General features: G+C 43.2%; 10 protein-coding genes. 3 read left to right on the forward strand and 7 right to left on the reverse strand.

Features of this window, described 5'->3' with window-relative positions; all coding sequences use genetic code 11:
- Positions 1 to 314: 314 nt before the first annotated feature.
- Positions 315 to 959, reverse strand: coding sequence for a hypothetical protein (locus FQV37_RS11070; RefSeq protein ID WP_102094268.1), 645 nt, complete (start codon positions 957 to 959; stop codon positions 315 to 317).
- A 524-nt stretch (positions 960 to 1,483) separates the two neighbouring features.
- Here FQV37_RS11070 and FQV37_RS11075 point away from each other — a divergent pair.
- Both FQV37_RS11075 and FQV37_RS11080 read left to right on the forward strand, forming a co-directional pair.
- The gene (locus FQV37_RS11075) at positions 1,484 to 1,756 is read left to right on the forward strand and encodes an HU family DNA-binding protein (RefSeq protein WP_045445077.1); all 273 of its coding nucleotides are present in this window, start codon (positions 1,484 to 1,486) and stop codon (positions 1,754 to 1,756) included.
- A 351-nt stretch (positions 1,757 to 2,107) separates the two neighbouring features.
- Positions 2,108 to 3,982 (forward strand): SurA N-terminal domain-containing protein, encoded by a 1,875-nt coding sequence (locus tag FQV37_RS11080; RefSeq protein ID WP_102094267.1) that lies wholly within the window; start codon positions 2,108 to 2,110, stop codon positions 3,980 to 3,982.
- Between the two features lie 192 nt (positions 3,983 to 4,174).
- On the opposite strand, the gene purH is transcribed toward FQV37_RS11080, so the two are convergent.
- From purH to mrcB, 6 genes are all read right to left on the reverse strand, one after another.
- Positions 4,175 to 5,755, reverse strand: a complete 1,581-nt coding sequence (gene purH, locus FQV37_RS11085; RefSeq protein WP_160023016.1) for a bifunctional phosphoribosylaminoimidazolecarboxamide formyltransferase/IMP cyclohydrolase — start codon at positions 5,753 to 5,755, stop codon at positions 4,175 to 4,177.
- 149 nt (positions 5,756 to 5,904) lie between these two features.
- Entirely contained in the window at positions 5,905 to 6,267 is a 363-nt protein-coding gene (gene fis / locus FQV37_RS14320) for a DNA-binding transcriptional regulator Fis (RefSeq protein WP_101206126.1), read from the reverse strand.
- Between the two features lie 178 nt (positions 6,268 to 6,445).
- On the reverse strand, positions 6,446 to 7,732 hold the full coding sequence (locus FQV37_RS11095; RefSeq protein ID WP_160023018.1) for a DUF3426 domain-containing protein: 1,287 nt from the start codon (positions 7,730 to 7,732) through the stop codon (positions 6,446 to 6,448).
- A 172-nt stretch (positions 7,733 to 7,904) separates the two neighbouring features.
- Positions 7,905 to 8,831 (reverse strand): 50S ribosomal protein L11 methyltransferase, encoded by a 927-nt coding sequence (gene prmA / locus FQV37_RS11100; protein WP_102094262.1) that lies wholly within the window; start codon positions 8,829 to 8,831, stop codon positions 7,905 to 7,907.
- A 134-nt stretch (positions 8,832 to 8,965) separates the two neighbouring features.
- The gene (locus FQV37_RS11105) at positions 8,966 to 9,778 is read right to left on the reverse strand and encodes a tetratricopeptide repeat protein (protein WP_228153215.1); all 813 of its coding nucleotides are present in this window, start codon (positions 9,776 to 9,778) and stop codon (positions 8,966 to 8,968) included.
- Between the two features lie 80 nt (positions 9,779 to 9,858).
- Positions 9,859 to 12,354 (reverse strand): penicillin-binding protein 1B, encoded by a 2,496-nt coding sequence (mrcB, locus tag FQV37_RS11110; RefSeq protein WP_416220489.1) that lies wholly within the window; start codon positions 12,352 to 12,354, stop codon positions 9,859 to 9,861.
- Between the two features lie 437 nt (positions 12,355 to 12,791).
- On the opposite strand from mrcB, the gene FQV37_RS11115 reads away from it, so the two are divergent.
- The gene (locus FQV37_RS11115; protein WP_160023020.1) at positions 12,792 to 15,590 is read left to right on the forward strand and encodes a heavy metal translocating P-type ATPase; all 2,799 of its coding nucleotides are present in this window, start codon (positions 12,792 to 12,794) and stop codon (positions 15,588 to 15,590) included.
- The last annotated feature ends 106 nt before the right edge of the window (positions 15,591 to 15,696 follow it).

Raw genomic sequence — 15,696 nt, forward strand, 5'->3', positions numbered from 1 at the left:
GAGCAACCAATAATACGTCAGCTAAGTTTTGTCTTGTCGTTATTGAACAACAGATGATTAACCCGATGTGTGCAACGATTAAGGTAATTATACTTAATCCCGAGTAATTTAGTCAAGATTAAAGTGTGGTTCAATGGTTAATCAAGCTTATTGCTGTAATTGATAAAAATAATGATGTTTAGAAAAGATATATGAGTGAGACATAAGCAGCTTAATTTGTCTGCTACAGATACGTTTGACGAAGTAAAAAATAAGCGTTCAATATCTATAGAAGACATTGAACGCTTATTTATAGGTAATTCAACGAAGCAAAACTAATTCATCAATAGTGCGATGATTGAACCGATCATAATGACAAGGGCAACAACAGTGACAATCATCAACATCTTTTGCTTGCTTTGAAGCTCTCTCACGGTTGTTTCAAGTTCACGGTTTTTAATGGTCAAGGTATTGATCTGTGTTTGCTGTTCTTTAATACGCAGTTTGTAGTTGTTCTTTTTTTCTTCCAAGTCAGCTTCTGTAGGTTTGGTTTTAGCTTTACCACCCTTTATCTTTTTGATCAGCCCCTGAATCAAGCTGCCAAGCCCAAGTTGCATAATAAACTGTTTAACCAGTTGTACTTGAATCGACTCACCGCGCATCTGTAGCTTTTCAGTGGTTTCGCTATCATGAGTGGTGATGGCGTTGATAACTTGAATGCTGTAGGCATTGATAACCACGTCAGGCTCACTACGACCAATCGGCAGCTGAGCATCTAGTAACACGCCTTTGGTACTAAAGGTGGCAAATACTTCTACATGCGGTAAATACAGGCGAAGCGCCACCACGGTGCCTTGCTTAGCAAGCGGATAAGCGGCCTTACGCAATTCAGGATCCAAACGTAACAATAATGTCAGCGCCGACTCGATAAATACTAAAATGATATTAAGAAAAGAGTGAGACAACGTAGAACGCTTCATGTAAGTAATCCGTTTTTTATTTAGCAAGTTTTAGATATTTAGCAAACAGAAGTCTGTATTTGCCCAATACTTGCAGTGATATTTTGCTTATAGTAACGTCTTTATAATAAAAAGTAACGCTAGTTTCTGTAGTGGCTAAACTATTACATTACAATTTAGCAGTCAATAAAGACACTCTTATTTATGACCAGTAATATACAAACTTAATGCATAGCAATGCACAGACGGCAATTGACAAATCTGACAAAGCGTAGAAAATAGGAAAGCCAATCGTCTCAGTTATACAGAGCCACTTATATATAAGTTCCTAACGCTTTGCGTAACATTAGGTGTCAAATACGTAGTGTAGAGCACAAAAATATGTAAAATCGCTTGCGCTCCTTATGCTGCCTTGATATAAAGACGATAACAAAGAAGAACCTGTTAATGCGCCAGTTAGGTAGTTTTTATTGCGTAAGCACCATGAGAGCGTTACAATACTTGGCGTGAGCATTTATTACCCCCTTAAACTTGAAGGAAATTTTATGAATAAGTCAGAATTAATTGATAGCATCGCAGACAAAAGTGGTCTAAATAAAACCCAAGCTGGTGATGCACTAAACGCTGTTATGGAAAGTGTTGGCGAAGCGCTAGAAGCTGGCGATAGCATCTCATTAGTTGGCTTTGGTACTTTCAGTGTAAAAGATCGCAAAGCACGCACTGGTCGCAACCCTAAGACTGGCGAAGAGCTAAGCATTCCAGCAAGCAAAGTACCAAGCTTCAAAGCTGGTAAAAACTTAAAAGAGCGCTTGAATTAAGCCGCCTTTTTAAGCATAAAATGATAGTCGGTGGTCTATAGCTGAAGTAATGAGCTAACCATCGAAGAGAGCACCTAATATTTAGGTGCTTTTTTTATCGCTATAGTTTGTATCATGCGTCGTGAATATTTTGAGTCTGCATGAAAAATCACGTATCATAGGGCGCGCGATAGGTGTGTCATTTAAGTCAGATTTCTTTAGTAAATTTTGTTTTTTACTATAAAATGCATACGCTCTTACTCTTACCATTGCTAGCTTAAATAGTACTGATATTGACAGGTTGCACTCAACAGCTCCTAACAGTATTACAATGGTTTTTCATCAATATAGGTTAATAAAGCAGAGATAACTATGGATAAATTGCGCGATTTCTTAAAAAGCTGGCCAGGTCGCATTTTATTGATTTTATGCCTATCGCCGCTCGCTCTCTTGGGTGTCGAAAGCTATTTTGGCGGCAACGTCGATCCCAACCAGATTGCGCAGGTAGGTGAGGCAAGCGTAGGACTGTCCGAGTATCAAACTGCTGTCAATAGCCGTCGTTCTGAAGTATTAGAGCAAGTTGAAGATGCCAGCTTATTGAATGAAGATGTGCTTCATGAGCAAGTATTAAAGGGTCTAATCGACCGTACGTTGTTAGAGCAGCAAGCAGGTAAGCTTGGTATGACAGTGTCTGACGACACGATCAATCGTTTGCTGCGTCAAGAAGAAATATTCCAAGATGCAGAAGGTAACTTTTCAAACGATCAGTTCTCAAACTTCTTGCGTCAGCGCGGCATGACCAAAAATCAACTATTTGCAGAATTTCGCAATCAGTTAAGCTTGGATCAATTGAACGCCAGTATTGTTGGGACGGCCGTCTATCCTATGCAAGCGGTCAGTCAATTGATTGACTTGCAACTTGAGTCGCGCAACGTTTGGGTGCATCGCTTTAATTGGCAAGACTATGCTGACAAAGTTAAGCTTAGTAAAGCAGACATTCAATCATACTATGATGCCAACAAAGACACATTGAAAAGTGCAGCGATGGTTGACTTGGCTTATATCCAGCTTAGCCCGCAAACTATCAAGGTTGATGAAGTAACCGCAGAAGAGTTGCAGCAGCAGTATGAAGCATATAAGCAGAGCATTGCGGCTACTGATGAGCGTAAAGTCAGTCAGATACTGTTTACTGGTAAAGATGCTAAGACACGAGCCGATAAAGTGAAAGCGCGTCTGAATAAAGGTGAAGCGTTTGCTGCGCTTGCTAAAGCAGAGTCGGATGATCCATCAGGTGAAACAGGTGGTGATATCGGACGCTTTAATCCGTCAGTGTTTGGCAGTGACGCGGATACTGTGCAAGAGGCACTAGAAGGGTTGAGCGTTGGTGATGTGACTGCGCCTATCAAGACTAGCTTTGGTTATCAGATATTTACGGTTACTGAAGATAATGGCAAAAAAATTCCAAGTCTAGACAGTATGCGTGAAGAGCTAACTGCGAAAGCAAAAGAGTATAAACGTCAGGAAATCTATGCTGATAAAGTGACATCAATCAATGATTTGGCAGCAGATGGTTTCAGTATCGAAGATATTGCACAGCAAGAAAACGTCAGCCTCAAGCGTATCAAAGATTATCGTAAAGTGAACAACAAATCAGCACTGCCGCAACCAGTAGTGGTTAAGCAGGCCTTTGATGAGTTTACTATTCAAGATCAGGCGGTAACGGCAGGCGTAGAAGTTGGCAACGGTACCGTATGGTTACAGCCAAGCAATTATCGTCCTACTAAGACGCTTGCTCTAGCAAATGCAACTCCAAGAATCACTCAAATACTCCGTCAGCAGAAAGCGACAGCATTAGCTTTAAAAGATGCTAAAGCATTGGCTGCTGGTATCAAGACGCCAGCTGATATAAGTAAGCAGTCGGTTAGTTTCCAAGCACTGGGTGAGATTAACCGTCAAACGACGCAGCTAACAGACAAAGAGCGTGGATTGGCATTTAGTCAGCAAGCCGCTGATAATGGTGTTGTAGCGATTGCTAGTGAGACTGAAATGGGTGCAACGCTACTGGTTGGAGACCGTATTAAAACTGAGCAGCAGTCACCATTGTCTGATATGCAAAGAGCGCAAACAGCCAGTATCATTCGTGACAATTTAGGCCAAGACCAGTTGCAAGACTATTTGGACTATCTACGGATGGTGTACACGGTTGAGATTAATGAAAGCAATATGGCAAACGCGCAAGGACGCTAAGTATTTGTTAGATTATTATTCTTATTCTTATTTTTAGACGTAAAAAAGCCACTGTATCGATTGATACAGTGGCTTTTTTTTGGGTGATGCTTTAACGATAATTATCACGAATGTTATATAGACTGAAAATTAGTCGCAGTAATAAATACAATTGCTGTGACTAATTCCAGTTTTAAACTAATAGGTGATTGTTTAATGGCGGAAATGGCGCATGCCAGTAAATACCATCGCGATACCATGCTCATTAGCAGCAGCAATGGTCTCGTCATCACGCATAGAGCCACCTGGCTGAATGATAGCAGAGATACCTACTTCAGCAGCATTGTCGATGCCATCACGGAAAGGGAAGAACGCATCTGATGCCATAACAGCACCTTCAGTTGCTAGTCCAGCATGTTCTGCTTTGACAGCAGCAATACGTGCTGAGTTAACGCGGCTCATTTGGCCTGCGCCAACACCGATAGTACGTTGGCCTTTTGCGTAGACAATGGCATTAGATTTAACATATTTTGCCACGTTCCAGCTGAACAGTAGATCTGCCACTTGCGCTTCAGTTGGTTGTACATCAGTGACGATTTTTAGGTCGTTAGCAGTGATTAAGCCTAGATCTTGCTCCTGTACCAGTAGGCCACCGTTGACACGCTTATAGTCAAGTTGGATATCGCGTTGATCTGGTGCTGGTAGCTCGCCGCATACTAATACGCGTACGTTTTTCTTAGTAGCTGTCGCTTCAAGTACACCGTCTTCGATACTAGGTGCAATGATTACTTCTACAAACTGATTGTCGATAATGGCTTTTGCCGCAGCAAGCGTCAACGGACGGTTGAATGCGATGATACCGCCAAAAGACGATTCAGGATCGGTGCTAAAAGCAGTACGATAAGCAGCTACTTGATCATTATCAACCGCGACACCACAAGGGTTGGCATGCTTAACGATAACGCAAGCAGGCGCGCTGAAAGCTTTAACGCACTCAAGCGCAGCATCGGTATCAGCGATGTTGTTATAAGACAATGCTTTGCCTTGTAACTGTTTAGCTGTTGCGATTGAAGCTTGTTTGCTTTTTAAAGGCTGGTTTTCAGTATAGAAAGCCGCGTTTTGATGCGGGTTTTCACCGTAGCGTAGGTCTTGAGCTTTTTCAAGTTGTACATTGAATGTACGTGGGAAGTTTTCTGGTTCTTGAGTTTCGTTGACACGGCTACCTAAGAAGTTTGCAATCATACCGTCGTACTGTGCAGTATGCTCAAACGCCTTTACTGCCAAATCATAACGCAAAGCAGTTGTCAGTTCGGTGCCACCATCTAAGGCGCTAAGTACACGGTCATAATCAGCTGGATCAGTGACGATACCCACATGAGCGTGGTTTTTCGCCGCTGAACGTACCATGGTAGGGCCACCAATATCGATGTTTTCGATAGCGTCGTTCATAGTTACGTCAGCACGTGCAATCGTTTCAGCAAACGGATACAAGTTCACGACGACCAAGTCGATACGTTCGATCGAATGATCACTCATAACTGCATCATCTGTACCGCGGCGTCCTAGAATGCCACCGTGAATCTTAGGATGTAGCGTTTTAACACGGCCATCCATCATTTCAGGAAAGCCTGTGTAATCTGATACTTCAGTCACGTCGACATTGTTTTCTGTGAGCAGACGATAAGTACCGCCAGTAGATAATAAACCAAAACCTGCTTTGAGAAGGCCTTGAGCAAACTCGACGATATTAGACTTATCGGAGACCGATAGTAGGGCAAGTGGGGTTGTACTCATAAGAAATTTTCCATAAAAAAAGCCTGACGTAAACGTCTGGCAAGGTGATGATGACAACGGTATGCCGTATCATGATAGATAAAGCGACGAACGTTTGATTGCCATACATAATGATAGTCAATGATGATGGGTAAGCTCATATAACAATGCTACATTAAATCATAGGTTTTCATTTTTTTGCGCAAAGTGCCTCGATTTAGGCCTAATATCTGAGCACATTTGGTTTGGTTGCCTCTTGTTTTTTCTAGGACGACAGATAAGAGAGGCTCTTCGACTTGCTTCAAAATCAGCTCATATAAATCAGTGGGCATCTCATCTCCTAACATCGCAAAGTACTGACGTACCACACGCTCCACATGAACCCGTAGAGGTTGCTGCGCACTACTTGTATAGTGTTGACTAGCAAAATCAAAGCCGTGCGTAGGTGGTTGGTATTCGTCTTTATTATAATCGGCAGGGTGCTCAGAGCTTTTAGCAAAATGATTGGCATTATGCTGTGCATGAGGTGCCATAAAATCATATCCTTGAGATGAAGAAAAATTCTGATTGTAAGGGGTCAGAACCATAGTATATCAAATTAATATCGCCTAGCGCTGATAGATTCATCGTTATCTTGGCTATCACGGTTTAATTGAAAATGAATTTACAGCGTGTTTTCTACTCAGACTTATTTATATATAACACTCTAATTTAATAAAGAGCGGTCATAGTAATGTCGCGAATTTGCGCATTAGCGATAGGGATAGTAAACAATAGCTGTCTATCTGTATTGGCCATTAACTGACTTTGCTTGCCTAATAAATAATCGTTTGGATCTGCAATGAACTCTCCAATAAGCTTGTCTCTACCGTAAACGCTTATTTTAACATTGGGGTATAATTGTGCCTGCGGGCTGCCATTACTTAGAGTAGCGCCTATATCACTAAATGTACCAGCAGTTTTAATCTGACTGCTTCTATGAAAGGTATTGCTGATGGTAAGCGCTGATAAATCTGCACTGGGTAAGCTGCAGGCAGCGACAGAGCATATCGATTGGAGACGCTGAGCATAAGCTGGGTTTTTGACTAAATTTTCTAAGTTAAAAATAACATACTGTGCCGCGAGTAGCAGTGCTAGGACCAAACAACCTAGTACCCATAACAATGATGCAATTGAACGTGTCGTTTGGGTTGGTGCAAACGGTAACTGGGTTTTTCTTAAACGATCGTCGGCAGCAGGGTCTTCATCTTTAACGGGTACTCCCATATCAGATAGAAGCTGTGATAAGTCTGTATCGTCTGGCGGTATTTCTTCGTCTTGATTTTGTTCTTCTAATAGTTTTTGCAGCCATGAATTGTTATCAGTACTCTCAACATTGGCATGAATATCATTGGCCGCTGCCGAGCTGAGCATGTCCTGTGTTGATGAGGATGCTGATATTGTACTAGTAGATGGTTTCTTTATTGATGGATTAGGGCTTTTGATAGTTTCTTTAGAAGAGGGTGCTTTCGGTTTTTCTGTAGTTGCTACGCTAGGACTGGTATTACTGGCTTGAGTCAACCATGCATCCATGCTATCTAATGAGTCATACTCTTGATTATCTAAAGAGTCATACTCTTGAACATTTTCTTCTGGCTCGTCTATATCCATATCGTCATGGATTAAACCATCATAATTTAAAGCATCAGATGATTTTTTCTTATTAGTTGAAGCTGTGGGGGGCTTCGGAATATTTTGAGGCTTATGCTGATTGCTACTAGTATTCGCTTTTTGCTCATTTGATATTGGTTGAGTTTGAGCTTTTTGTTGAGCAGGAATATTTTTTTGTGGTGTTGGTTTTTGAATGACCTCAGAATTTACCACAAGATGTTTATTGACCAAAAAACTTTGCTGGCACCGATCACAGCTGATGGTAGCATTGACTTGATTTAGTTGAGTTTGTTTAACGCTATAGCAAGCTTGGCAATGGGGGCATTGGGTTTCTATTGGCGTGGTCATAGAGGCGAATCCAAAAAAGTATGGTTATCAATACCGCTTAGCCACTCACCAATAGCGGCCCACAATACGCATTTTACTTATTTAATTTCGATGAATTGTAGGCAAAGACAGAGTGGCGTCAAACACATAACATTTGACTGCCCTCTATCGTAACAGATGTAATTAAATGTTGCTAGCTAGTAAATGTACCTGATAAACGTTGCCAATGCTGGTCTTCTTGCGCAGTAAAAGCATGCTTAGGATCGAGTGCAAAATATGGCTGATAAGCTTCAGTGACTTGCTCGGTTTGCGACTCAATCAAACCTGCCAAAACGATACGGCCCTTTGGCGCAACCAGTGTTGCAAAGTAAGGTGCTAAACCAATAAGCGGCTTTGCTAAAATATTGGCAACAATCACTTCTACAGGCAACACATCATGTTGCGAGCAGTACTCTGTAAATTCTTCTGGTAGAAATGCCTGTAAACGTTCGCCTACATTGTTGCGTACTGCATTCTGATTGGTAGCAAGTACCGCCTGCGGGTCAATATCGACTGCATATACCTGACGTGCACCCAATAGCAAAGCAGCAATCCCTAGAATACCTGAGCCACAACCATAATCGATAACCACTTTGTCTGTTAGGTCTTGCTCTGTTAGCCAGTCTAGGCATAGGCGAGTCGTAGCATGATAGCCAGTCCCAAATGCCAAACCTGGGTCCATAATGATATTGGTGGCTTCAGGGTTAGGCGGTGTTAGCCAGTCAGGCACAATCCATAGGTCATTAGCACATTCGATAGGATGATAGTTGCTCATCCATTCGCGCTCCCAGTCTTTATCATCAACAGCCGTTAGCCAGATACGAGTAGCCTGTACTTGTGCAGCAATTTCATGACTTAATTGCTCAACCGCTTGACGACTACCTGCATCAGTAGTCGCATCAAACAATCCTGTTAGTATCACCTCATCCCAAAGCGGCGATTCACCTGGAAGTGGCTCAAACAAAGGTTGATCGCCAGCATCGTCTAAAGCTATTGATAATGCGCCTGCTTCTAACAAAAGCGCTTCAGCCAAGTCGACGTTTGATTTTTCGCATTGTAAATGCAGTTGTTGCCATGCCATAAAGATAACCTTAAGCGGAAATAAAAATAAGTGTAGGTGTTAGGGAATACCCTAGATAAGTCTACATACAACGAAATTCATGATGTATATAGATGTTTTAACTAATGAATCTAAGAGGCACAAATACTCAGCTATTAGCGCAGTGCTTGTTTTGCTTCATTGACCACGCGTGAGTTACCCTGAGCTTGTCCTGATTGCAATATAACTTGCCATAGTGCTCGTCTACGACTGCTATCCTGAGAGACGCTAAGACCACGACGTGCCATCGCTTCTGCTTTACGAGGCTGGTTCTTTTTTAATGCTACTTGTGCCAAATAGAAGTATACCGCCGATGATTTGGGCGCTAGACGCTGTGCACGGGTAAAGCTGTTCTCGGCATTGGTTAGATTGCCCGCTTTCAACTGACTGATACCTACTTGCATCAAATTGCGAAACGCAGGTAGATTACTATTATTGCTTACAGATTGTTGAGTACGTTGCTGCGAGTTTCTTCTAGCGTGCTCAAGTAATTCATTATGCGACGGTACTGATGGTTCAGAGATTATATAGTCGTTACGAGAAGGTGCAATGATAACAGGATCAGGCTGCATCACTTCTGGAGCAGGAGGCGTAAATACAGGGGTTTCTTGCGTTAACGGATTTGGTGTTTCGGACTGTTCAACCGCATCGTAAGGCTCGGTTGGATAGTTGCTTTGATCATTTGCTTCCGTGATATGCGCTGGAGCAGTTGTCGTTGATGGCACGGTCGGTTGTGACGTTGGTAATGTTTGAACAGGCGTGGTTTGCACTGTAGTCGACGTGCTAGGTGCCGTCTGACAAGCACTTAGGCTTAGCATGCCAACGATCGCGCTGCCTGCAAGTAATGTATTGTTTGACGTGATTTTATTGCGCCATAGCACTATGGTTTGTTTTACTGAAGTAGTTGTCCGTAAAGATGACACCATCATGTTAAAACCTTTTTTAAATATTAAAAGCTAAATATCAAAAACACTATTAGAGCCATTCAACAGCTAGAACCACTCAATAGCTAGAACCATTCAACAGCACGGTCATACCAAGTATCAGCACGGTCTTCATCACCTTCACTTTGCTCGCTGCTACCTGCTGCATCATCAGATTCAACATTTGGAATCTCTAAACCTTCGCGGCGACGTTGTTGATTGATATCACCTTGCTGGTTCTGAAACTGTGTCTGTTCACGAGCGCGATCTTGCTGATACAGGCTCAGCGCACAACTGCTGGCTTCTTCTGGTAGGTGAGCTGACATTACTGGTAAGTAGCGAGCGTTAGCGCAGCGTTCATTAGACAGTTTGCCTGAATTGTTCTCTAGCCATAACCACTCGATACCTTCTGGCTCTGGTAGGGCAACTGGAGTCAGTTTTAGGCGTTTCATATAATCTACCCAAACTGGTAAGGCGCCAGTGCCACCACTTAAACCAATCGGTTTATTATCATCACGACCAACCCAAACGACACTCACATAGTTACCACTATAGCCTGCAAACCAAGCATCACGGTAGTCGTTTGTTGTACCTGTTTTTCCGGCTAGGTTTAAATTACTGCCGAGTGATTGGGCGCGTCTGGCTGTACCATTTGAGACGACTTGCTGTAATGCATAGTTGGTCAAAAAGTTGGTTTCAGGTGGAATACTGCGCTGAGTGTTAAGCCCAGTACGCTGTAAGATACGGCCGCGATCATCAATGACCGTACGAATACTATGAATAGGCGTACGGAAGCCACCAGTGGCAAAGACTTGATAAATGCCAAGCATATCCATCGGACTCAAATTAACTGAGCCTAACAATGCTGATGGGTAAGGTGGTATTTTTTCTTTGATACCCATGCGCTGTAATTGCTTAGCAAAGGTATTAACGCCGAACTCCATACCTAAGCGTACTGCCGCCTGATTATAGGATTGAGATAGTGCCGTGGTAAATGGTACATAGCCATGATCACGGTTGTCGTAGTTTTTAGGGTTCCAGTCAGTACCGTCGTTTAGATTGACCGTAATAGGGGAGTCATCTACTGAACTGGCCAAATTGTAACGACCGCTCTCAAGCGCAGTCATATAAATGATAGGTTTAAGCAATGAGCCGACTTGGCGTTTGGCATCGACCGCACGGTTAAACCCTGTAAATTCACTACCACTACCTACAACAGACACTAGCTCGCCAGTCTCAGGGTTGGCACTCACTAACGCGCCTTGTAAATCCTTAGTTTTGCTACTATTACGACGCAGCTCACCAAGTTTTCTATCAACGGCCTTGTCTGCTGCCAATTGAGCGATAGGGTCTAAGGTGCTGATAATAATCAGACCTTCGTTTTTGAGGTCGTCAGAATAGTAAACGGTATTTAGCTCACGTTTAACAATATCCAAGAAGTCAGGGAACTGACTTTTGCCTTCAGCAGGCTTATCCACGATGCCAAGCGGTTGCTTTAAGGCTTTGTCGTAGTCTTCTTGGCTCAGTGTACCCATGGTCAGCATGTTATTAAGCACCACATCACGGCGTGCTTTTGAGTCGTTTGGATTACGACGTGGGTTATAGATACTTGGGCCTTTTGCCATACCAACCAGCATCGCTTGCTGATCTAAGCGCAGCTCATTAAGTGGTTTGTCAAAATAAAACTGTGATGCCAAACCAAAGCCATTGATAGAGCGGTTGCCATTTTGACCCAGATAAATCTCATTCAAATAGGTCTGTAAAATCTCATCTTTGCTGTAATGCAGTTCAAGTAGCACGGCCATCAATGCTTCATTGGCTTTGCGTTTGATAGTGCGATCTGAGTTGAGATAAAAGTTTTTGATCAGCTGCTGGGTGATTGTCGAACCACCTTGTCTGGCACCACCAGTAAAGTTATTGATTACGGCACGGGCGATACCACGTACCGATACCCCTTTATGCTCATAAAACGCGCGATCTTCGGTAGCGATAAGGGCATCAATTAACGGCTGAGGCACTTCGTCCAAAGACACAACCATCCGATCTTCATTACTGTCTGGATAGATACCACCGATATTGACAGGCTCTAAACGAATGATGCCGCTTTTGGCAGGCAGAGTACTCTGGATAGATTCTACTTTATTGCCAGAAATCGTCATTTTGATGACTTGCTCGGCATCTTTATCATTAGCACTATACGTAAAGCCGCGCGTGTGAATAAAGTAAGTATTACCTGTTCGATGATAGGTACCTGTACGATCATAAGCTTTGTTGCTTTGATAATTGAGCAACTCTAGCCATGTCTTCATCGTATCTCTATCGACATTGGCGCCTTGATACAGCTCAAGCGGCTGCGAATACACTTTGGCTGGAATGTCCCAGCGCTTGCCCTCAAACTTATGAGTAATGGTGCGATCAAGTTTGATCAAATACAGCGCCAATAGCACCATGCCTGCGATAATGATAATTAATAGCAGACTACTAAAAACCAAGCCGCGCTGCTGCGAGGGTAGCGTGTGCATAGCAGACTTAGATGACGCTGATAACTTGGTATTTGGTAACTTGTAATTAGGTTTTTGCACGGATGTCGCACCATTTTTGGATAAAAAACTGCCTCATAATGACGCAAATTGACAAATTTTTCAATCTATCATCGTCAACGCAGGCATTTATTGGTCGTAGACCATGAGCAATGATACTGCTCATAGCGATAGCTTATAGTATAATCCCTATTAAAATACCGATACTTGTAATAAAGCGTCAGTCACTTTCAATCTGGTAGATAAACGCCATATAAGATAACAATTTACGATTGCCCTCACGATGTATTTTGTATGAATTCGCTGTTGCTAATGGTTTGCTATTAGCCGTTCGTTATCAATATTATGCTACTAGCGGTAGTGATATTTAAGTGATTAAAAACGGCTCTATTGCATGACGTACAGTACAGTCAATACGAGCAAGTTTGCTTTAAATGAATGCATTTTGAGCAAGCCTGTCAAAGGAAGTAAGCGCGACTATGTCTAGTATCCCATCATCAGTATCATCTGCTATCAATCATTCTTACGAAGACACCTCTATCATCGAAGGCTTAGTGCTTCCGCTGGCTGACCACTGTTTTCACTGTGGTGATCCCGTACCTCAGCCACCGTTTCATGCTGAGATATTAGGTCAGTCACGAGAGATGTGTTGTATGGGCTGTCAGTTAGCTGCCCAAAGCATAGTAGAGGCTGGTCTTGAGCAGTATTATCTTGACCGTTCAGAGATTAACCGTACGGCAAGTTTGCCAACTCAGCTGACGCGTCTCGAGGTCTACGATCATGACGAGATAAAATCGCAATTCGTTTACGCGCAAGATGGCATGTCAGTAGCAGAGCTGTCTGTTAATAACTTACGCTGTGCTGCTTGTACTTGGCTGATTGAGTCGCGTCTCGATGAGCTAGAGGGTATTGGTAAATGTCAGGTAAATTTGACCAACCAACGTATGCGGGTCATTTGGGATGAAAACAAATTACCCATCAGTCGTATTTTAGCGGTCATCAACGAAATCGGCTACGAAGCCAAGCCTTATCGCCAAGATACACACGAAGCCATGCTGGCACGTCATAACAATCAAATGCTATTGCGTCTCGGCATCGCTGCACTAGGTTCGATGCAAGCGATGATGTATGCCGTTGCGCTTTATTTTGGTGAGTATAGCGACATGTTGATATTCCAACGTGACTTTTTGCGTTGGGTGTCTTTATTTGTGAGTACGCCTGTATTTTTCTATGCTGGCATTCCTTTCTTCACCTCTGCATGGTCAGCAATTCGTGCGCGCCAAGTCAATATGGATGTGCCCGTCAGTCTTGCATTGATTATCACTTTCTTTGCCAGTCTCTACGCTACCATCACTGGGCAAGGGGAGACGTATTATGACTCGGTCAGCATGTTTATCTTCTTTCTGTTAGCAGGGCGTTATATCGAGCATAACGCACGTCTAAAAGCCGCGACTATGGCTAATGATTTGGTGGTGGTCGAGCCGGTATTGGTGCAAAAAGTCGCTGAAGACAAAGCAGCTGCCGAGCGTATTTTACAACTGCTGAAAGAAAATGAGTCTCAGCAAGATGAGCTTATTGAAAATGAAACTACTAAAGGTGAGTCGGCTACAGTAGAGCCGATGCCTGACTTTATGCAGCGTATGGACGCCAATGTTTATCAGCTCACATCGCGTATCGCTCAAGAATGGCAGCAGTCACGTAACCAACCGAATACGCAATCACAGCCCGAAGGCGATATAGAGTCAAAGCAAATGGTCACCGCTCATAGTTTACAAGTGGGCGACATCATTTTGGTTGAAGCGGGTTCTGAGATTATCAGTGATGGTATCTTGCTAAGCTCTACTGCAACAGTGTCACAAAGTCTACTGACGGGCGAGGGTGATTTAATCATCAAATCTCAAGGCGATTATATTGTTGGTGGTGCACAAAACGATAGCCAGCCGTTTGAGATGCTAGTCACCGCCTTACCAAAAGACAGTCAGATAGGCTTAATTGATCGATTGATGAATCGTGCCATGAGCGAAAAACCCAAATTGGCGCAGCAAGCAGATAAGCTGGCACGTTGGTTTGTCGCGCGTATTTTGGTTTTATCCGTCTTAGTATTTGTCGGCTGGTATATTGTTGACCCAAGCCAAGCCATTTGGGCAACCGTGGCAGTCTTAGTCGCTACTTGTCCATGTGCATTGTCATTGGCGACGCCGATTGCCTTGACCGTCTCAACCAATCGTCTGGCAAGTTATGGTTTTTTGACGACGCGTGGACATACATTACAAACGCTAGCTGAAATCACGCATGTTGCTTTTGATAAAACTGGCACGCTGACTTATGGCAAACCAAACCTACTAAATATCGAGTTAATCACATCAAAAAGCCAGACCGAAACTGACGATTTGTCATTAACAGCGCAAAAAGATACGCTGTTGGCCATTGCAGCTGCACTAGAAGTAGGGAGTCGTCATCCAATTGCCCACGCGTTACTGACGGCAGCCTATCAGTTACATCTACCATCGACGCAAGCCGTACAGCATTATCCAGCAGGCGGTGTAGAAGCGATGATTGATGGCACTGTATATCGAATCGGTCACAAGGACTTTGCGTTAGACAGAACAGATAATAGCGCCAATGATATAGATGCTAGTAATGATTTAACCATTGATCTGGTAGCTCAGCGAGCCAGCTCAGCAGTGGTATTGTCTTATCAAAATACTGATAGCAAAAAATGGCAAGCGCTGGCATGCTTTTATTTCAATGACAAGGTACGTGATAGTGCGCAGTCGATGCTCGATACGCTTAAAGCACTAGGTATCGAGTCTGTTATGTTGACAGGTGATCCAAGCCCGCAAGCGCTAGTCATGGCTGAGAGTTTAGGTATGCAAGCAGCATACAATGGACTATCACCAACTGATAAGGTCAATCATATCCAGCAGTTGCAAGCTAATGGTGCTGTGGTATTGATGGTAGGTGATGGTATCAACGATGCACCAGTGCTAGCCGCAGCAGATGTGTCGACCTCGATTGCAGGTGCGGCAGACTTAGCACAAGTATCTAGTGATAGTATTATCTTAAATGGACAGATCGAGGCCATCACTGCGGCTAAACGCATCTCTGATAAGACGGAACGTATTATCAAGCAAAATTTCCGTTGGGCGCTCGCTTACAACAGTATCGTCCTGATACCAGCGGCTTTAGGCTATGTGCCACCATGGCTCGCTGCAATTGGTATGTCGCTCAGCTCATTGTTTGTTGTATTAAATGCATTGCGTCTAAAACGTGCTTAGTCTCTTTAAAAAGTATTTAATGTAAACAGGTCTGTAAAGTTTGCCCATAAAAAAACCGCCTTGCATCAAATGGAAGGCGGTTTTTTCTATACAGAGATACTGTTAG

Source organism: Psychrobacter nivimaris, assembly GCF_009812035.1.
Taxonomy (GTDB): Bacteria; Pseudomonadota; Gammaproteobacteria; order Pseudomonadales; family Moraxellaceae; genus Psychrobacter; species Psychrobacter nivimaris.

What these genes read in the sequence shown, in the direction of transcription:
- prmA (WP_102094262.1), bottom strand. Translation starts at nt 8,831, where the DNA reads ATGGCATGGCAACAACTGCATTTACAATGCGAAAAATCAAACGTCGAC.
- FQV37_RS11115 (WP_160023020.1), top strand. Translation starts at nt 12,792, where the DNA reads ATGTCTAGTATCCCATCATCAGTATCATCTGCTATCAATCATTCTTAC.
- fis (WP_101206126.1), bottom strand. Translation starts at nt 6,267, where the DNA reads ATGGCACCTCATGCACAGCATAATGCCAATCATTTTGCTAAAAGCTCT.
- FQV37_RS11095 (WP_160023018.1), bottom strand. Translation starts at nt 7,732, where the DNA reads ATGACCACGCCAATAGAAACCCAATGCCCCCATTGCCAAGCTTGCTAT.
- FQV37_RS11105 (WP_228153215.1), bottom strand. Translation starts at nt 9,778, where the DNA reads ATGATGGTGTCATCTTTACGGACAACTACTTCAGTAAAACAAACCATA.
- FQV37_RS11075 (WP_045445077.1), top strand. Translation starts at nt 1,484, where the DNA reads ATGAATAAGTCAGAATTAATTGATAGCATCGCAGACAAAAGTGGTCTA.
- FQV37_RS11070 (WP_102094268.1), bottom strand. Translation starts at nt 959, where the DNA reads ATGAAGCGTTCTACGTTGTCTCACTCTTTTCTTAATATCATTTTAGTA.
- FQV37_RS11080 (WP_102094267.1), top strand. Translation starts at nt 2,108, where the DNA reads ATGGATAAATTGCGCGATTTCTTAAAAAGCTGGCCAGGTCGCATTTTA.
- purH (WP_160023016.1), bottom strand. Translation starts at nt 5,755, where the DNA reads ATGAGTACAACCCCACTTGCCCTACTATCGGTCTCCGATAAGTCTAAT.